We start from the raw sequence: 20,193 nt of genomic DNA, 5'->3' as shown, positions 1-20,193 counted from the left end.
TATGGCAAATATCAGAGAAATACAGACTCGAATCAACAGCGTCAAAGATACGATGAAGATCACGAACGCCATGTATATGATCTCGTCTACCAAGATGAGACAGGCGAAGAAAAAGCTGACAGATTCAGAGCCGTACTTTTACGGACTTCAGGGAGAGATTTCCAGAATCCTGAGGCATATTCCTGAGATCGAGCACCGGTATTTTGATGTGCGGGAAGAGATTCCAAAAGAGAAACGAAAGATAGGTTCCATTGTCATTACTGCGGATAAAGGACTTGCAGGAGCTTACAACCACAACATTGTCAAGGTGGAGGATGAGATCCTGGAGGAGCCGGGAGAGCATAAGCTGTTCGTAGTCGGTGAGCTTGGCAGACACTATTATGCGAATAAGGGTGTGGAAATTGACACCAATTTCCTCTATACTGTGCAGAAACCGACCATGCACAGGGCAAGAGATATCGCGGAAGTGATTCTTTCCCAGTATGAGAGAGGTGAACTGGACGAGGTCTACATCGTTTACACCAGAATGGAAAATTCGATGCTGACAACGGTTGAAAAAATGAAGATCCTGCCGCTTGAGAGATCTTTATTTAATGAAATGAAAATGCCGCTTAACATCCATAGAGAGGCGATTGCGCTTTATCCATCAGCAGAGGCGGTTCTGGACAGCATCGTACCAAACTACGTGGTTGGTATGATCTATGGATGTCTGGTAGAGGCATATGCAAGCGAACACAATGCGCGAATGACAGCAATGCAATCAGCAACAGACAGCGCGCAGGAAATCATCAAAGATCTTTCTATTATATATAACAGGGCAAGGCAGGCTGCGATCACACAGGAAATTACTGAGGTTTGTGCAGGCGCCAAAGCCCAGAAACGGAAAAGGAAGTGAAAACAGGTATGAATAAAGGACGTATTGTACAGGTCATGGGACCAGTTGTTGACGTTGTATTTGAAGACGGAAATCTGCCGCGCATCAAAGATGCCCTGCAGGTGGAGAACAACGGAAAAACCTGTATTATGGAAGTTGCGCAGCATCTGGGAAATGATGAGGTTCGTTGTCTGATGCTGGCAGCAAGTGAAGGACTTTGCAAGGACATGGAAGTAACCGCTACCGGTTCTGGAATTAAAGTACCGGTTGGAGAGCAGACCCTTGGACGTCTGTTCAACGTACTTGGAGAAACCATCGATAATGGCGAAGAAATCAAAGAAGATACCGAACACTGGGTGATCCACAGAGATCCGCCATCATTTGAAGACCAGAGCCCGGTTGTAGAAATCCTGGAAACCGGGATCAAGGTTATCGACCTGCTTGCACCTTATGCAAAAGGTGGTAAGATCGGTCTGTTCGGCGGTGCCGGTGTAGGTAAGACTGTACTGATCCAGGAACTGATCCGTAACGTAGCCACAGAGCACGGCGGATATTCCATCTTTACCGGTGTTGGAGAACGTTCCCGTGAAGGTAACGACCTCTGGACAGAAATGAAAGCATCCGGAGTTCTGGATAAGACAGCCTTAGTGTTTGGTCAGATGAACGAACCACCTGGAGCACGTATGCGTGTCGCTGAGACAGGACTTACGATGGCTGAATATTTCCGTGATAAAGAACATCAGAATGTGCTTCTTTTCATTGATAATATTTTCCGTTTTACACAGGCAGGTTCCGAAGTATCCGCACTTCTTGGACGTATGCCATCAGCCGTAGGTTATCAGCCGACACTGGCAACTGAAATGGGTGAACTGCAGGAGAGGATCGCATCTACAAAGAATGGTTCTGTCACATCCGTACAGGCTGTTTATGTCCCTGCCGATGACCTTACAGACCCGGCACCGGCAACTACATTTGCTCATCTGGATGCAACAACCGTACTCTCCCGTAAGGTTGTAGAACAGGGTATTTACCCGGCAGTTGATCCACTGGAATCTAACTCCCGTATTCTGGAGGCGGATATTGTCGGAGAAGAACATTATGAAGTTGCAAACCGTGTAACAGAGGTTCTGCAGAAATACAAAGAGCTGCAGGATATCATCGCAATTCTTGGTATGGAAGAGCTTTCCGATGAAGACAAGGCAACGGTCATGAGAGCAAGAAAGATTCAGAAATTCCTCTCCCAGCCATTCTTCGTTGCAGAGACATTTACCGGAGTTCCGGGAAAATATGTACCTCTGAAAGAGACGATCCGAGGATTTAAGATGATCCTCGACGGAGAAATGGATGAGTATCCGGAGAATGCATTCTTCAATGTAGGAACGATTGATGAAGTCATCGAGAAGGCAAAGGCTGAAAAAGCAGAATAGAGGTGCCAGGTATGGATACATTTGGACTTAAAATCATTTCCAGTGACCGGGTATTCTATGAAGGACGTTGCAGAAAGATGATCGTGCCGGTACCGGACGGCGGTGGAATGGAAATTCTTCCGCACCATGAAGATATGGTGATCGCTGTGGTGATCGGTGAGGCAATGCTTCAGTTTGAAGAAGGCGAATGGGTGAACCTTGCGGTCGGAGCCGGATTCCTTGAGATCGTCAACAACCGTGTGACGATGCTGGTGCAGACGGCAGAGAAACCGGAGGATATCGATGCCAGACATGCCCAGGAGCAGATGGAGTATGCAGAAGAAAAGCTTCGCCAGAAACAGAGTATACAGGAATATTACCGGACACAGGCTTCGCTTTCAAGGGCGATGAACCGGTTGAAGGTGTCGAAGCGAAAAAAATGGTAAATAGGAAACAAATTTATGTGGAAGCGCGTAATCTACTACAGATTGCGCGCTTTTTCAATACGGAATTTTTGACAAAATTTATTGGGAAAAATGGTACAATCTTTTACAAAATAAAAGTTCCGATACAGGGTAGTTTGTGGTAGAATATATAACAGTGTGCGTGTACTGAGAAAAAGGATTTTGAGGTGTTCAAATAGAGTGTATTTCATCATAGAAGGAGCAAAAACGTGGAAAAAGAGGAGCTTACGCAATTATTTAATTTCTTTCGGGAGATTGATAAGGAAAAATTTATTGGAAGGCAGACATATCTGACGGATGGGGTGCGTAAGGAGAATGACGCGGAGCATGCGTGGCATATGGCGATCATGACGGTTCTGCTTGCGGGATATGCCAATGAGAAGATTGATGTTCTTAAGACAGTGACGATGCTTTTGATCCATGATATTGTAGAAATTGATGCGGGGGATACCTATGCCTATGATGAAGATGCGAAGAAGACGCAGAGGGAACGGGAAGTGAAGGCTGCGGACCGGATTTTCGGACTTCTTCCGGAAAAGCAGGGAAAGGAATTTCGGGCGCTCTGGGAGGAATTTGAGGCACAGGAGACTGCTGAGTCGAAGTTTGCCCGGACGATGGACAATATCCAGCCGATCATGTTAAATGCGGCTACAGACGGCAAAGCGTGGGAGGAACACGATGTTCATATTGAACAGATCCTGAACCGTAACCGGAATACGTCAAAAGGCTCAGAAGCGATCTGGGAGTATGCGAAAGAAGAATTCTTAAGACCGAATCTGGAAAATGGCAAGATAAAAAAATAACATAAAAAAAACAAAAATCCCCCTTTTCATTTTCGTGAATATGGGGTATCATATACTACAGAGCGCAAAATATAGTGGAGAAACTTAAAAGTGACACTATATTTTGTGGAGCGATGGAACAAAGTTAGGAGAAAGTTGGGATGGATTTGGAAGTAAAGACGAGAGTAATCAAAAGAAACGGTGAGGAAGTAGACTTCCGGCTGGAGAAGATTGTGAATGCGATCAAAAAAGCGAATGAAGAGGTTGAGAACATCCACAGGATGAATGACTTTCAGATCATTGCAATTGCGGAGAAGATTGCACAGCAGGCAGAGGAATTTACGCATGCAGTGAATGTGGAGGACATCCAGGATATGGTTGAGACCGGCATTATGGAGATGCGTGGTTATGAGGTTGCCCAGAAGTATGTCCGCTATCGCTATAAGAGAGAATTAACCAGAAAGTCGAATACAACGGATAACGGAATTCTTGCATTGATCGATCATATGAACGAGGAAGTAAAGCAGGAGAACTCCAATAAGAATCCTGTGATCAACTCTACACAGAGAGATTACATGGCAGGAGAGGTCAGCAAGGACCTTACCAAGAGAGTCCTTCTTCCGGAGGAAATCGTCCGTGCACACGAAGAAGGAATCATTCATTTTCATGATATGGACTATTTTGCGCAGAAAGAGCACAACTGTGATCTGATTAACCTGGAGGATATGCTCCAGAACGGAACTGTCATCAGCGAGACGATGATTGAGAAACCACATAGTTTCTTTACCGCGTGTAATGTGACCACACAGATCGTTGCACAGGTTGCAAGTAACCAGTATGGCGGACAGTCATTTACGCTGTCACATCTTGCACCATTCGTAGATGTAAGCCGTCAGAAGCTCCGCAAGAGTGTCATTGAAGAAAGAATAGAATCCGGAGAGGTTCTGGATGATGCGATCATCGACAAGATCACAGAGAGAAGGCTTCGTACCGAAGTACAGAGCGGAATCCAGACGATCCAGTATCAGCTGATCACACTGATGACCTGTAACGGACAGGCACCTTTCGTAACGGTGTTTATGTATCTGGATGAGGTCCCGGAAGGAAGAACCAGGGATGACCTTGCGATGATCATCGAAGAAGTGATGAAGCAGCGTATGCAGGGTGTTAAGAATGAAAAGGGTGTATGGATCACACCGGCGTTCCCGAAGCTGATCTATGTACTGGATGAAGATAATATTACCGAGGATTCCAAATACTGGTATCTGACTGAGCTGGCTGCAAAATGTACGGCAAAGCGTATGGTGCCGGATTATATTTCTGCAAAGATCATGAAAGAACTGAAAAACGGAGATGTTTATCCGTGCATGGGGTGCCGCTCATTCCTTACCGTAGAAGATTCCCAGAGAAATGCAGACGGAAGTCATAAGTTCTATGGACGTTTCAATCAGGGGGTTGTAACGATCAACCTGGTTGACGTGGCATGTTCAGCAGAGGGCAATATGGAACGTTTCTGGGAAATCCTGGATGAGAGACTGGAGCTTTGTCACAGAGCACTCCGGTGCAGACATGAACGCCTTCTCGGAACCGTTTCAGATGTTGCACCGATCCTGTGGCAGAACGGGGCACTTGCCCGTCTGAAAAAGGGTGAGACGATCGACAAGCTGTTATTTGACGGATATTCCACCATTTCTCTTGGCTATGCAGGACTTTATGAGATGTGTATGCGGATGCTTGGCAAATCCCATACAGATCCAGAGGCGAAGCCATTTGCACTGGCAGTTATGCAGCGCCTGAATGATAAATGTAAAGAATGGAAAGAAGCAGAAAATATCAGCTATTCCGTATACGGCACACCGATGGAATCTACCACATACAAGTTCGCAAAATGTCTGCAGAAGCGTTTCGGAATCATTCCGGGCGTCACAGATAAGAACTATATTACCAACAGTTATCATGTACATGTTACCGAAAAAATTGATGCGTTCAGCAAATTGAAATTTGAATCGGAATTTCAGAAGCTTTCACCGGGTGGGGCGATCAGCTATATCGAAGTACCGAATATGCAGACCAATATTCCGGCGGTACTTTCCGTATTACAGTACATTTATGAGAATATCATGTATGCAGAGCTGAATACCAAGAGTGATTTCTGTGAAGTCTGCGGCTATGACGGAGAGATTAAGATCATCGAGGACGAGACCGGAAAGCTGGTATGGGAATGCCCGAACTGTGGCAACCGGGATCAGGATAAGCTCTTTGTAGCGAGAAGAACCTGCGGATATATCGGAACCCAGTTCTGGAATCAGGGAAGGACCCAGGAGATTAAGGACAGGGTACTGCATCTGTAAGGATGGAAATGTTTTTGAAAAAATAGTGAGAAGATATAATAAAGGACACGGCTTTCGCTTGGCGAAGCCGTGTCCTTTATTATAAATTATTTAAAATTAATTGGATAAACATCTTTTATCAAACCATCCTGGTCATAAGAAAAATAGATTTTTTCGACCATTTCTTCTTTATTGATCTTAAAAGTCACAAGAACTGTTTCAGAATCATCTGTTTTGGAATCAAGTGAAATATCTTTTACCGTTATTTTTGTATTATTATAAGCTGCTTCGGACAGATAGGTCTGACCATAGGTTGAAACAAAATATTCTAATCGGTCGCGCTCAAAATATTTTCCTACAAGCTTGTTCCAGTTCTCAAGAATTTTCTCAGAATTGGCGAAAGCATCATCAGAATTTGCATCAGTATTTTCACCGATTACATTAGAAGCATCCGGAGAGTATAATTCTTCATTTGGCGCAGTAAACATTGCAGTAATTACTGCTTCGGCTTCCGGATTTACGGCTGATTCAGATGCCTTTTTGTCTGAGCAGCCAGTAAGCAGAATAAACAAAAGTAACAGAATAAAATAAATTTTTGGCGCTGCTTTTTTCGTCATGAGAATCCCTCCTTTGCTTGTGGGGGCAGTTAAAATAGTTTTCCTGCCATTGGATTGATCTACCTTTCACATTTTGGGTGTTTATAAGTATAGTATAATGGAGCTGGCTGTAAAACGCTAATATTATTTTTACAAAAAGGCAGTTGCTTGGGCGAATGTATGCGGACAAATCATAGCAGCACTTATCACAGCATTTGGAGGAGTCAAAAGACCGCCGGAGCGGTTGGAATCGTACTTTATCGGAGGACAGTAGTAGTTGATTTTCAGGTGTGATTTGCTATAATTGATAAGAAGAGTAAGAATGGACAGCAGAGTAGTACTGCTATAATGAGAAAAAGGGAAGTATAAAGATATGAATTACGGAACAATCAAAAATTACGATATCGCAAATGGAACCGGCGTCAGGGTCAGCCTTTTCGTATCCGGCTGCCGGCATCATTGCAAAGGATGCTTCAATTCCGAGACCTGGGATTTCAATTACGGCAATCCATATACCAAAGAAGTAGAAGCAGAGATCCTCGAAGCACTTAAACCGGCATATATCCAGGGATTTTCCCTCCTAGGCGGCGAACCCTTCGAACCGGAGAACCAGAAAGAGCTCGCAGGACTCCTGCAAAAGATCAAAGAAAGCTACCCGGAGAAAAATGTCTGGTGCTACACCGGATATCTCTATGATGTAGACCTCATCCCCGGCGGAAAAGTCTACACCGAATACACTGACAAGATGCTCGCCTGTATCGATACCCTCGTAGACGGCGAGTTCATCGAAGCCGAAAAAGATCTCACCCTGGAATTCCGCGGAAGCCGCAACCAGAGAATCCTTCACCTTGATGAAATCCGCCAAAATGCGAAAAACTAAAATAATTCATTGACAAAAAAAGACCACTGTGATATAAATAACAAGTGGTCTTTTTTAGATCATAAAATTAAATAGGGGATTGGTCAAATGGTATGACAGGAGTCTCCAAAACTCTTAGCGGCAGTTCGATTCTGTCATCCCCTGTAGAGCCCTCTCGGAAGCAGTTCCGGGAGATTTTTTATACTCTATAATTCCCACCAGATTCAATTGTTTGCACAAAGAATCTGATGGGAATTATTTTTGTCTGATGCTGACATAACCTATATTTTTGTAAATCAATATATTTCTTTAGAAATTAAAATAAAGTTCGTACACCTTAACCGGTCGCCCCTTCGCATTGGTCGTCTGCGTATAAGCGAGCTTCGCGACTCCTCCATTTTCCAGATTCTGAATAATCCGGTTCGCATTTCTCACCGTACTTCCCATCCGTTCGGCAAGCTCGTGCGTTGTAATTTTATTTGATCCGGCAGCATGCGTACTGGCAAGGACTTTCTTGATCGTAACCGGTGAAAGATTACACTGCTTTGCAATCTTTCCAAGATTCTGCACATACTGATTCTGGATCACTCTTCGGTCGGATGAACCAAGGGGTCCGATCATATCCCCGTTTTCATTCTGGATAAAACTTTTTCCAAACTGAACAGCCTCTTTGCGGGCATTTACAGAATTACGGATCGCATTGTCAAAATTTGCCCCGATTCCGTATCCTACAGCACATTCAAAATGCAGTTTGTCGGTGAGAAATTCATTCAGTTCGCAGACCTTGTTATTGTGTGTAATATGCTGCAGCATTTCCACAGTGGTCAGGGCACTGCAGTGATTATCCACTTTCTGAGAGATACAATTCATCAGATTCTTTTTAAAGAAATCTTCCATACAGACATAGATCTGCTGGATATTTTCCGGTGTGTTATCTGTCGAACTACGGGGAGATACATTGATGATAACCGGAAGGTTGGAACGCATGTGCTCCAGCTCAATCGTGGACAGAAGTTCATTTGCAAGATCCCGGATATGGCTGACACTTGGCAGCGGATAGATTGTCGGGATCCCGTGCGCACGAAGCTCCGGCAGGATATTACTGTACTGACAGAGAACCATATCCATTTCATTGTTGTTCCACATACGGATCAGCTCTGAAAGGACATGATTTTCAATCGTACTGATACTGGTACGGGTCAGTGCCTTGGTCCAGTTGTTAATATGTGGTGGAACTGTATCAATGTCCAGCTCCTTAAGGAAAGCGGTTGCAGTACAGCCGCCATCGATCGGAATCAGGAAATCCAGAATAATCCGGTCCATATCCAGATCCCGGTTGGAAATCAGCAGATTCAAAAGAGCACGGTACAGACCGGCTATATCAATTTCAAAGGATACAATCGGACGGTTATAAGCGTGCGCAGTTGACTCAATGGCAGCTTTTGCGATCTTACCACTGATAAGAAATCCGTCAGTGTCCCCGGCGTAAGAATCGTAAACTTCTGATATTGTGTCAAATTTGTTGTAGGAAACCACCTGGATGTCGCAGTTTAGTTTTAGTTCTGAGACGATCTGCGAGATAGGTTCCTTTAAGTACTGGCTGGTAATAGCCACAATTTTTCTTCTCATTTTCTTTCACCTCTCAAAAAGTATCATATAAAATTATCTTCCATAAATCAACCATAATATTCTGAAAATTAAAAAAATAACGATTAAATAGGTAAAAACAACGAAAATCAAGAATATTCTGTAATATTATTGACTAAAATGTTAGAAGTTGGTATATTGTAATCGTGATAACTATTCTGTAAATGTTCCAAAAACAAATAAAAATATTCTGTAAATATACTAAAAGTAGAACAGTATTTTTAACGTAAATGGCAGGAACAAAGTTAAAGGAGGGCTTAGTATGAATTACTATGAAAGAGCATTGGAATTAAAGGATGAAACAATTGCAAACCGCAGACACATCCACAAAAATGCTGAAACTGGTCTGGATCTTCCAAAGACCAAAGCTTATGTTATGGAAAAGCTGACAGAATACGGACTTGAGCCGAAGGATTGTGGCTACGGGGTAACAGCTACACTCGGCAAAGGGGGAAAGGTTCTTCTTCTGAGAGCAGATATGGATGCACTTCCGATGCCGGAAGAAAGCGGAGAAGAATTTGCATGTCCTACAGGAAAAGAAGCACATACATGCGGACATGATTTCCACGCTGCAATGCTTCTTACAGCAGCAAAGATGCTGAAAGAAAAAGAAGATACACTGGAAGGAACTATCAAATTCATGTTCCAGCCGGCAGAAGAGACTTTTGAAGGAAGCAAGAATATGATCGAGAATGGTATTCTTGAGAATCCTCCGGTTGATGCAGCACTTGCATACCATGTATCACCGGGAAAAATGCCAATCGGACTTTTTATGTACAATGATAAGGATACGATGATGTATTCTGTAGATGGATTTAAGATCACCATCCATGGAAAAGGATCCCATGGTGCTTATCCACATGTAGGAGTTGACCCGATCAACATCGGAGTTCATATCCATCTTGCATTGCAGGAACTGATCGCAAGAGAAAGTGATCCGACACATTCTTGTGTACTTACAATCGGACAGTTTGCAGGCGGAACTGCAGCAAACATCATTCCTGAGACCGCTGTTCTCCAGGGAACGATCCGTACCAACAAGCCGGAAGCAAGAGAACTTCTGGTCCGCAGAATGAAAGAAGTCGCTGAAAAGACAGCAGCTGTATATAACGGAACCGTTGATATTGAGATGATCTCAGAAGTTCCTCCGCTGATCTGCAATCCGAAGCTTACCGACGAAGTGGTTGGATATATGCAGGAGCTTGGAATTCCGGGACTCACACCATATCCGGGAATTTCTGCAAGTGCTTCTGAAGATTTCGCAGTGATCGCTGAAAAGGTTCCAAGTACATTTATGTATCTGTCAGCAGGATATCTGGATGAAAGAGGACAGTATCCGGCACATCATCCGAAAGCACAGTTTAATGAGGATGTTTGCCCGATCGGAGCAGCTTGTCTTGCACATTGCGCTTCACAGTGGCTTAAAAATAACAAATAGAGAGTAAAGGTTTCTTTAGGAACAGGAGGAGAAAAATATGAGTAAAGAACAGCAGGCTCAGGCACAGCCACAGGTTGCGATTCCGCTTCCGAAGGCAAAGAAAAACTTGGTTCAGATCGGATGTATCTGCATGATGCTTTCTGTAGCAATGTATGGACTGGTATTTGCAACGTTAACAGCACCTATCCTTGAAAAAGTTGATGCGATGGGATATGTAGGACTCTTCTCTATCGTAGGTGCGATCGGTGTATCGATTATGACTCCGATCGGAGGAAAATTAGGTGACCTTATTGGGCGAAGAAACATTGTAGTGATTCCTGGAATTATCTGCGCACTTGCAGGTTTTGCATTTGCATTTGTCAGATCTCTGATTCCACTTATGATCCTCAGACTGATTGTCAGCCTTGCACAGGGCGCATTTACAGCAGCACCATACATTATCGCAGGTCTTATCAATGAAAGAAAAGATGTACCAAAGGCAATGGGTATGCTTGCAACCGCAATCGCTGTTGGTGGATTTGGAGGAAGTATCATCGCAGGTATTTTAACAGATATGGGATTATTGACTGTGGCAATCCTTATGCCGGCAATTCCACTTATTCTTGGTATAGTACTGATCGGAATGAACATGCCGAATCAGAAAAGAGAAGGAAAGGTTACGATTGATGTTCCGGGGATGATCGCACTCATCGTATCACTTTGCGGAATTCTGCTTGCACTGAACTTTGGATCTTCTATAGGATGGACAAATCCAATGATTCTTGCAGGTCTTGTAATTGGTATCATTGCTCTTATTGCACTTGTTAAGATTGAAAATAAAGCTGCAGAGCCGTTGATTCCAATGAAATTATTTAAAAATAAAAACTACACAGTACTCCTTATTGTAGGATTTATCTGTTATTTCTATCAGAATGCCATGAACTATTATGCACCGATCGGTGCCATGCAGGTTATGGGAGCATCCACGAGTGCAGCAGGTGCACTGCAGATGCCGCGTACACTGATTACAATCATTCTTCCTACTATCGCAGGTGCATGGGTAGGAAAGAAAGCTGCCAATGCATGGAAAGCAATGGTAATTGGTACAAGTCTTGCAATGATCCCGATGGCTGTGATGGCGTTGGTAACAAATTCAGGTGCTTCGATCATGATTTATTTTGTAGCACTTGCAGTTACAGGTATCGCTGAAAGCTTCCGTGCTGTATCCATTACGCCAACAGCACAGGCAATGCTGGCACCGGAAGATATGGGAATCGGAACTTCTCTGGTTAATTTCGCAAACTCACTTTCAGGAACAATTGCAGTTGCAGTATTTGCAGTCGCATATAATGCAAGTACATCAGCTGATCCGACCAATGTAGCACTGATCCAGAATGGTGTAAAATCTGTATTCTGGACAGCAGCAGTCGTTACTCTGATTGGACTTCTTCTGGTAATCTTCATTGTAAAACCGGAGATGAGCAAGAAAGCAGCAGAAAGTAAATAGAATATTGAAATCCATGTGAACATGTGAATAAGAAGCCGGGGCGGATGTGAAAAAGCATCTGCCCCGGTTGTTATCTGGAGAAGTCTTTTATAGATCTGCCGGATACAGGGATGAGAATGGAAATGACATATGTTTCAGGTAAATGCAGATTGCATTTCAGAAAATCAAGAGTATAATAAGAAATAGTGAAAAGAAGAAAGGCAGACATATATCTGTCTTTTTATAATTATAGAGACAATTTTAAAGATATAAGAAATAATATGATTTACCGGAGGAAAAGAATGCTTGGAAACTATCTGGATGAAGTACGAAAAAAAGCACCACTGATACACAATATCACCAATTATGTGACGATCAATGATGTGGCAAATATGGTTCTTGCCTGCGGTGCAAGTCCGATTATGTCAGATGAGCCGACTGATATTGAAGAAATCACATCCATCTGTCAGGGACTGAATATCAATATGGGAATGTTAAATCCGCGCAAGATTGAAAGTATGCAAAAAGCCGGGAAAAAATCCAACGAACTGCATCATAAAGTGTTGCTGGATCCGGTCGGAGCAGGATCGAGTTCGTTCCGAACAGAGGCGGCACTGAATCTGATACGTGATATTCAGTTTGATGTGATCCGGGGAAATATTTCTGAGATCAAGACCTTAGCAGCAGGACATGGTACAACGAGTGGTGTGGATGCAGACGAGGCAGATACACTGACGGAGCAGAATCTGGAGAAAATGATTCCGTTTATAAAGGATTTTTCCAGAAGGACAGGTTCCGTGATTGCTGTGACTGGAGGAATAGACCTTGTAAGTGATGCAAAGAGGTGCTTTGTGATCCGGAACGGTCGTCCGGAGATGGGACGGATTACTGGAACCGGGTGTCAGCTTTCCGGGATGATGACGGCATTCCTTGCGGCGAATCCGGAGAACAATCTGGAAGCAGCGGCAGCAGCGGTCTGTGCTATGGGGCTTGCCGGTGAGACTGGCTGGAAATATATGCAGCCGGGAGATGGAAACGCAACCTACCGTAATCGGATCATCGATGCGATTTATAATATGGAAGGAAAAGAATTGGAAGAAGGTGCAAAATATGAGATTAGATAAGAAAGATATGGTTCTGTATGCGGTAACAGACCGTCACTGGCTGAATGGAGAAAGCCTGTACAGCCAGGTGGAAAAAGCGCTGAAAGGTGGGGCTACATTTATCCAGCTCAGGGAAAAAAATCTGGGTGAGGAAGAGTTTCTGGCAGAAGCAAAAGAGATTGCCAGGCTCTGTAAATCCTACCATGTACCATTTGTGATCAATGACAATGTTGAGATTGCAAAGAAGGTAGATGCCGATGGTGTGCATGTGGGGCAGAGCGATATGGAAGCTCTTGATGTGCGGAAAACACTGGGTGAGGATAAGATCATCGGTGTTACGGCAAAGACGGTCGAGCAGGCGCTAAAGGCACAGGCACACGGAGCTGATTATCTGGGAGTCGGTGCAGTCTTTGGCACGACATCAAAGGCAGATGCTACAAAGCTGGATCATAAGGTTTTAAAGGAAATCTGCGAGACGGTGGACATTCCGGTTGTGGCAATTGGGGGAATCACGGAAGAGAATGTGACAGAGCTTGCCGGAAACGGAATCTGCGGAGTTGCCGTGATCAGTGCAGTTTTCGGACAGCCGGATATTGAGCAGGCTACAAAAGAATTAAAAGAGAAAGTAGAGGGTATGTTGAAATGATTTTGTTTACTAGCGATTACACAGAAGGGGCACATCCGAGAATTATCGAGAAGCTTGCCGAGACCAATATGGAGCAGACAGTAGGATATGGGGAAGATCCTTACTGTGAAGAAGCGAGAGAAGCAATTAAGAAGGTGTGTGAAGCACCGGAGGCAGATGTTCATTTTCTGGTGGGAGGAACCCAGACGAATTTTACAGTAATTTCTTCTATTCTGCGTCCATTTCAGGGAGTGCTCTGCGCAGACAGCGGTCATATCAATGTCCATGAGACCGGGGCTGTAGAAGCGACCGGACACAAAGTTCTGGCACTTCCTTCAAAGGAAGGAAAAATCACAGGACAGCAGATCAAGGAATATTACGACCTGCACTGGAGTGATGAGTCTCGTGAACATATTGTACAGCCAAAGATGGTTTATATTTCACATCCGACAGAGGTAGGAACATTGTATACAAAGAATGAACTTGAAAATATTTCTACTGTATGTAAGGAATGTGGACTTTATCTTTTTCTGGATGGGGCAAGAATGGGTTATGGGCTGATGGCACCGGGAACCGATGTGACACTTCCGGATATTGCAAAGTGTTGTGATGTATTCTATATTGGAGGAACAAAGGTCGGTGCATTATTTGGAGAGGCTGTAGTGATCGCAAATCCATTTCTAAAGCAAGATTTTCGTTACTGCATTAAACAAAAAGGTGGAATGCTTGCAAAAGGAAGACTGCTTGGCGTTCAGTTCCTGGAGCTTTTTAAAGATGGTCTTTATTTTGAAATCTCCAAACATGCGATTGATATGGCAATGCTTTTGAAAGACGGACTGAAAGAAAAAGGATATGAATTCTTCATGGACAGCAATACCAACCAGCAGTTCATTATTGTGGAAGATGCCAAATTGCAGGAAATCCGTCAAAAATATGGCGTAACTTATCAGGAAAGGTACGATGAGACCCATAGTGTGATCCGATTATGCACTTCCTGGGCGACAAAAGAGGAAAATGTGAAGGCATTCCTGCAAGATATGTAATTTGTGAAAAATTGAATAAAGCTTTACAGGTAAGGCAGATATGGTAAATGATAAGGACTTTTTTGCACAGAAAATGGCAGAAGAGTCCTTTTTTGCTTTTCGTAGTGTTTTAATATGAGAAAATAATAGTTAGGCATTTAATTATTTGTTTGTGAAAAATATTATAAAAATATAAATTATTGAGAATAAATGTTGACTTATATGTGTGATACGCATAAAATAACGATTAGACTTCTAATGAATAGACATCTAATTAAATTGCGGGAGGTGAAAGGGTGAAGTCGGATAAATTTGAGTGTGGGGATTTTACCAGGGAGAATATGCCGGTACAACTTCTTCTTGCACAGGTCGGACATATGTATAAATGGTATGTGACGAACCAGATGAAGGATACAGAGCTGAAAGCCGGACAGGCAGGAATTCTTGCAATATTGCAGATGGTAGGACCGATGTCACAGAGAGAGCTTGCAGATCATATTCATATTACGCCGCCATCGGTGAATGTAGCAGTTCAGAAACTGGAAAAGCTCGGATATATTAGAAAAGAGCAGGACGAAAAAGACCAGCGGATGACAAGGATCCATCTGACAGAACGTGGAGAGAAGATTCTTGGCAACATGCATGAGATTCTCCGAAGCACGGAAAATACACTCCTGAAGAATATGAGCACAGAAGAGAAAATACTGTGCAGAAGACTGCTTTTACAGATGAGTGACAATCTTTTCCAGGAAAAAGAATTCCGTGATATGCCATGTAAAAACCCATTTGAGGAATAAAAATAGTTACTAAGAAAGGAAATAATTGCTATATGAGAAAGTTATTCAAACATTTGAAGCCTTATGCAGCAACTATAGCAGCGATTGTTGTTATCCTGATTGTTCAGGCGTACTGCGATCTGTCATTGCCTTCTTATACTTCAGACATTGTCAATGTCGGAATCCAGCAGGGAGGAATTGATGAGAAGATTCCGGATGCAATCGCAGAGGAAGAGATGAATAAGCTGTTGCTTTTTGTGGCAGAAGAAGACCAGCAGACAGTGCTGGATGCATATGAGAAAAAGGAATCCGATTCGGATTATAAGTATGATGGAGCAATTTATGTTCTGAAGGATTCCGTGAAAAAAGATGAAGAAAAGTCAGGAAAGGTATTTGACATCCTTGGAAAGCCGATGCTTCTGACTTATGGATTTGAATCTGGAAGTGATACAACAAAGAAGATGGAAGAATCCATGAAAGAGAATATGATTTCTTCTATAAAGGAACAGGCTGAGAAACAGGCAGAGAGTATGCAGTCCCAGATGACAGATGAGCAGAAGGCAGCACTTGCGGCAAATCCGGAGCTTGCCAAGAAACAGCAGGATGAAATGCAGAAAAACATTGATGAACAGGTGAAAAAGATCGAAAATGCAGATATTTTTGAGATCCTGAACATGATACCGGATGAACAGAGAGCAGACGTTATTGATAAAATATCAGAAAAAATGGACGATATGCCGGATACTATGCTGGAACAGTCAGCAACTTCATATATTAAAGAAACCTACAGTGTTCTGGGCGTGAATACAGATAAGATCCAGAACAGATATATTTTAACAACTGGCGGTAAGATGCTTGCACTTGCATTTCTTGGAATGCTCGCAAGTGTTACCGTAGGACTTCTTGCTTCCAGAGTGGCAGCAAGTACGGGACGTGATCTGAGAGGAAAGGTATTTAAAAAAGTTGTTGGATTTTCCAATGCAGAATTTGACCATTTTTCAACCGCATCCCTGATCACAAGAAGTACCAATGATATCCAGCAGATCCAGATGCTTGCAGTTATGCTTCTGAGAATGGTTATGTATGCACCGATCATGGCAATCGGAGGAGTTTTCAAGGTTCTTCATACGAATGTCAGCATGTCATGGATCATCGTACTTGGGGTAATCCTGATCGTGATGGTTGTTGCTGTATTATTTATTGTGGCAATACCAAAATTCAAGATTCTGCAGAACCTGGTCGACAGACTGAACCTTGTTACCCGTGAGATCCTTACCGGACTTCCGGTTATCCGTGCATTTAGTACAGAAAAGCATGAAGAAGAACGATTTGATAAAGCGAACAGAGATCTGACAAGAACCAACTTATTTGTAAACCGTGCCATGACATTTATGATGCCGATGATGATGCTGATCATGAATGGAATTACTGTGCTGATTGTATGGAGCGGTGCACATGGTGTCAGTGACGGGCAGATGCAGGTTGGTGATATGATGGCATTTATCCAGTATACAATGCAGATCATCATGTCCTTCCTTATGATCTGCATGGTTTCCATTATGCTTCCAAGAGCAGCCGTTGCAGCAGAACGTGTGGATGAGATCCTGACAAGCAGGACAGCGATCGAAGATCCGAAAACACCGGAAAAACTGGAAGAATCCAGAAAAGGCGAAGTAAAATTTGACCACGTATCCTTCCGTTATCCTGGAGCAGAAGAGGACGTACTTCATGATATCAGCTTTACAGCAAAACCGGGACAGACAACGGCGATCATCGGAAGTACCGGTAGTGGTAAATCTACGATGATCAACCTGATTCCAAGATTCTACGATGTAACAGAAGGTACGATCACATTGGATGGAAAAGATATCCGCACCATTTCCCAGCATGATCTGCGGGATGAGCTTGGATACGTTCCACAGAAAGGTGTACTTTTCTCAGGAACAATTGAGTCCAATATTCTGTACGGCAATCCGGATGGTTCCGAAGCTGAGATGAAGAAAGCAGCGGAAATTGCACAGGCAACCGAATTTATCGAAGAAAAACATAAGAAATATAACAGCCCGATCGCGCAGGGAGGATCCAATGTATCCGGAGGTCAGAAGCAGCGTCTGTCCATTGCACGTGCGATCGCAAAAAATCCGAAGGTTTATATTTTTGACGACAGTTTTTCAGCACTGGATTATAAGACGGACGTGGCACTTCGTGCGGCGCTGAAAGAAAATACACAGGACAGTACAGTGATCATCGTAGCACAGAGAATCAGTACGATCTTGCATGCAGAGCAGATCATTGTCCTGGATGATGGAGAAGTTGCAGGAATCGGAACGCATAAAGAACTTCTGAAATCCTGTGAGGCTTATTATCAGATTGCTTCATCCCAGCTTTCAGAAACAGAGCTGGCAAGAGACTTGAATGATGAGACTGACGGAAAGGAGGAAGCATAGTATGAGTAATCAGCCAAGAAGAAGAGGACCTATGGGCGGTGGACATGGAAGAATGGGAACCGGCGAAAAAGCAAAAGACTTCAAAGGTACCATGAAGAAACTTTTTACTTACCTTAGTGAATATAAAATCGGTATTTTCTTTGTTATGATATTCGCAATCGGAAGTACAGTTTTCAATATCGTTGGTCCGAAGATTCTGGGAAAAGCGACAACGGAGATTTTCAAAGGTCTGGTTGGAAAAGTATCCGGAGGCAGTGGAATTGATTTTACAAAGATTGGTAAAATCCTGTTAACTTTATTGTGTCTGTACGTGATCAGCGCATGTTTCTCCTTTATCCAGGGATATATCATGACAGGCGTATCACAGAAGCTGACCTATCGCATGCGAAAAGAAATTTCTGAAAAGATCAACCGTATGCCGATGAATTATTTTGATACGACTACACACGGTGAGGTACTTTCCAGAGTAACCAATGACGTAGATACTCTGAGCCAGAGCCTGAACCAGAGTGCAACCCAGATGATCACATCCGTGACAACAATCATCGGTGTACTGATCATGATGCTCAGTATCAGTCCGCTGATGACCGTGATCGCACTTCTGATCCTGCCGGTATCTATGGTACTGATTTCTGTAATCGTAAAACACTCACAGAAATACTTCAAAAGCCAGCAGGAATATCTGGGACATATCAATGGTCAGGTAGAAGAAGTATATGGCGGACATAATATTGTCAAAGCATTCAATAAAGAAGAAGACGTGATCCGCGAATTTGATGAGACTAATGATATCCTGTTCCGTTCTGCATGGAAATCACAGTTCCTTTCCGGAATGATGATGCCGATCATGCAGTTTGTCGGAAACCTTGGATATGTAGGAGTTTCTATCTTAGGTGGTTACCTTGCAATCAAACAGACCATCGAAGTTGGAGATATCCAGTCCTTCATCCAGTATGTAAGATCCTTTACACAGCCGATCCAGCAGGTTGCACAGGTAGCAAACATGCTCCAGTCGACAGCCGCTGCATCAGAGAGAGTATTTGAATTCCTGGACGAAAAAGAAGAAGATCAGTTTGCCGAAAATCCAGTATCTGTAGAAGGATTACAGGGAAATGTAGAATTTGAACACGTACACTTCGGATACAATCCGGAGCATATCATCATCAATGATTTCTCTGCAAAAGTAAAAGAAGGTCAGAAGATCGCCATCGTAGGACCGACCGGAGCCGGAAAGACAACCATGATCAAACTGCTGATGCGTTTCTATGATGTCAACAGCGGGGCAATCAAGATCGATGGACACAACATCAAAGACTTCAACCGGAGCGAACTCAGACAGATGTTTGGAATGGTACTTCAGGATACCTGGCTGTTCAGCGGAAGCATCGAAGATAACATCAAATACGGCAAACTCGATGCCACTCACGAAGAAGTCGTAGCAGCAGCCAAAGCTGCCCACGTACATCGTTTCGTCCAGACTCTTCCAAGCGGATACAACATGATTCTCAACGAAGAAGCCAGCAACGTATCCCAGGGTCAGAAACAGCTCCTCACGATCGCCAGAGCCATCCTGGCTGATCCAAAGATTCTGATCCTCGATGAAGCCACCAGCTCCGTAGACACCAGAACCGAAGTCCAGATCCAGAAAGCCATGGATAACCTCATGAAAGGCAGAACCAGCTTCGTAATCGCCCACCGACTTTCAACCATCAGAGATGCAGATCTTATACTGGTAATGAAAGACGGCGATATTATCGAACAGGGGAACCATGAAGAACTACTTGAGAAGAATGGGTTTTATGCGGAATTGTATAATTCGCAGTTTGAAAACGTTACAAGCTGTGCATAAAAATGGAAAGATGCCAAAAATCATGCGAGCATGATTTTTGGCATCTTTTTATTTTTATATAGAGCGCCAGCTCTCATTCGGTTGATGCGACAGCATTAGCCGAATGCAGCACAGCGTATGTGTCGGGGCAAAAGAGTAGAGTGCATCATTCCACAAACTAATCAATCTCCAGCGGAACAGGAGCTTCAGCTCCGCTTCCCGCGCCTTGTCTTGCGTTCCCTAAATTTAATTCAATTATTTTCCAACATCTCTAGCAACGCCGAATTTGTTGATTTATTTATGATTTCTGTAATTTTCAATCAACCAGATTAAACTAAAACGAATTTGTTGATCTGTTTTTAATTTCTGAAATTCTAAATCAACTATATCTGCATATTTCGTTGATTAGCTTTGAATTTTACAGTATCTAAGTCAATAAAATATTCTTATTCTGTTGACTTGTTTTTGAGTTTTATAGTATCTAGATCAATAATAGTTCCTTATTTCGTTGATTCATTTTCGGCTTTTAAG

Annotated in this window: 16 protein-coding genes and 1 tRNA gene; 15 read left to right on the top strand and 2 right to left on the bottom strand. The window is 43.2% G+C overall.

The window, feature by feature from the left end; genetic code table 11:
* Position 1: 1 nt before the first annotated feature.
* From atpG to nrdD, 5 genes are all read left to right on the top strand, one after another.
* A complete protein-coding gene (gene atpG, locus PG840_RS12405) occupies positions 2–895 on the top strand; it encodes an ATP synthase F1 subunit gamma (RefSeq protein ID WP_270613690.1) in 894 nt (297 codons plus the stop codon).
* Positions 896–903: 8 nt separating this feature from the next.
* Positions 904–2,301, top strand: a complete 1,398-nt coding sequence (gene atpD, locus PG840_RS12400; protein ID WP_117556895.1) for a F0F1 ATP synthase subunit beta — start codon at positions 904–906, stop codon at positions 2,299–2,301.
* Between the two features lie 11 nt (positions 2,302–2,312).
* Positions 2,313–2,726 carry an ATP synthase F1 subunit epsilon gene (gene atpC / locus PG840_RS12395; protein WP_055156446.1) on the top strand — a complete coding sequence of 138 codons (414 nt, stop codon included), beginning with the start codon at positions 2,313–2,315 and terminating at the stop codon, positions 2,724–2,726.
* A gap of 227 nt (positions 2,727–2,953) precedes the next feature.
* Complete coding sequence (locus PG840_RS12390) at positions 2,954–3,547, top strand: HD domain-containing protein (RefSeq protein WP_055156448.1); 594 nt, start codon at positions 2,954–2,956, stop codon at positions 3,545–3,547.
* Between the two features lie 140 nt (positions 3,548–3,687).
* Positions 3,688–5,877 carry an anaerobic ribonucleoside-triphosphate reductase gene (nrdD, locus tag PG840_RS12385; RefSeq protein ID WP_008374382.1) on the top strand — a complete coding sequence of 730 codons (2,190 nt, stop codon included), beginning with the start codon at positions 3,688–3,690 and terminating at the stop codon, positions 5,875–5,877.
* Between the two features lie 86 nt (positions 5,878–5,963).
* Here the strand turns inward: nrdD and PG840_RS12380 are convergent, their stop codons facing one another.
* Complete coding sequence (locus tag PG840_RS12380; RefSeq protein WP_055156450.1) at positions 5,964–6,473, bottom strand: hypothetical protein; 510 nt, start codon at positions 6,471–6,473, stop codon at positions 5,964–5,966.
* A 352-nt stretch (positions 6,474–6,825) separates the two neighbouring features.
* On the opposite strand from PG840_RS12380, the gene nrdG reads away from it, so the two are divergent.
* The gene (nrdG, locus tag PG840_RS12375) at positions 6,826–7,332 is read left to right on the top strand and encodes an anaerobic ribonucleoside-triphosphate reductase activating protein (protein WP_022220109.1); all 507 of its coding nucleotides are present in this window, start codon (positions 6,826–6,828) and stop codon (positions 7,330–7,332) included.
* 73 nt (positions 7,333–7,405) lie between these two features.
* Positions 7,406–7,476, top strand: a tRNA-Trp gene (locus PG840_RS12370).
* Between the two features lie 144 nt (positions 7,477–7,620).
* On the opposite strand, the gene PG840_RS12365 is transcribed toward PG840_RS12370, so the two are convergent.
* Positions 7,621–8,940 (bottom strand): hypothetical protein, encoded by a 1,320-nt coding sequence (locus PG840_RS12365; RefSeq protein ID WP_055156452.1) that lies wholly within the window; start codon positions 8,938–8,940, stop codon positions 7,621–7,623.
* A gap of 280 nt (positions 8,941–9,220) precedes the next feature.
* On the opposite strand from PG840_RS12365, the gene PG840_RS12360 reads away from it, so the two are divergent.
* From PG840_RS12360 to PG840_RS12325, 8 genes are all read left to right on the top strand, one after another.
* Positions 9,221–10,396 carry a M20 family metallopeptidase gene (locus tag PG840_RS12360; RefSeq protein WP_008374392.1) on the top strand — a complete coding sequence of 392 codons (1,176 nt, stop codon included), beginning with the start codon at positions 9,221–9,223 and terminating at the stop codon, positions 10,394–10,396.
* Positions 10,397–10,433: 37 nt separating this feature from the next.
* On the top strand, positions 10,434–11,882 hold the full coding sequence (locus PG840_RS12355; protein ID WP_270613688.1) for an MFS transporter: 1,449 nt from the start codon (positions 10,434–10,436) through the stop codon (positions 11,880–11,882).
* A 281-nt stretch (positions 11,883–12,163) separates the two neighbouring features.
* On the top strand, positions 12,164–12,985 hold the full coding sequence (gene thiM / locus PG840_RS12350) for a hydroxyethylthiazole kinase (RefSeq protein ID WP_022220107.1): 822 nt from the start codon (positions 12,164–12,166) through the stop codon (positions 12,983–12,985).
* A complete protein-coding gene (gene thiE / locus PG840_RS12345; RefSeq protein WP_117556911.1) occupies positions 12,972–13,610 on the top strand; it encodes a thiamine phosphate synthase in 639 nt (212 codons plus the stop codon). Before thiM ends, thiE begins: the two co-directional genes overlap by 14 nt.
* Complete coding sequence (locus PG840_RS12340; protein WP_270613687.1) at positions 13,607–14,632, top strand: threonine aldolase family protein; 1,026 nt, start codon at positions 13,607–13,609, stop codon at positions 14,630–14,632. The genes thiE and PG840_RS12340 overlap by 4 nt, the downstream gene beginning before the upstream one ends.
* A 275-nt stretch (positions 14,633–14,907) precedes the next feature.
* Positions 14,908–15,408, top strand: a complete 501-nt coding sequence (locus tag PG840_RS12335) for a MarR family winged helix-turn-helix transcriptional regulator (RefSeq protein ID WP_117835418.1) — start codon at positions 14,908–14,910, stop codon at positions 15,406–15,408.
* A 32-nt stretch (positions 15,409–15,440) separates the two neighbouring features.
* Positions 15,441–17,834 carry an ABC transporter ATP-binding protein gene (locus PG840_RS12330; RefSeq protein ID WP_117556917.1) on the top strand — a complete coding sequence of 798 codons (2,394 nt, stop codon included), beginning with the start codon at positions 15,441–15,443 and terminating at the stop codon, positions 17,832–17,834.
* Position 17,835: 1 nt separating this feature from the next.
* Positions 17,836–19,683 carry an ABC transporter ATP-binding protein gene (locus PG840_RS12325; protein ID WP_270613686.1) on the top strand — a complete coding sequence of 616 codons (1,848 nt, stop codon included), beginning with the start codon at positions 17,836–17,838 and terminating at the stop codon, positions 19,681–19,683.
* Positions 19,684–20,193: the final 510 nt, after the last annotated feature.

This window comes from Coprococcus sp. AM97-35, assembly GCF_027697525.1.
Lineage (GTDB): Bacteria > Bacillota > Clostridia > Lachnospirales > Lachnospiraceae > Allocoprococcus > Allocoprococcus comes.
This window is presented reverse-complemented; position numbering and strand designations above follow the sequence as displayed.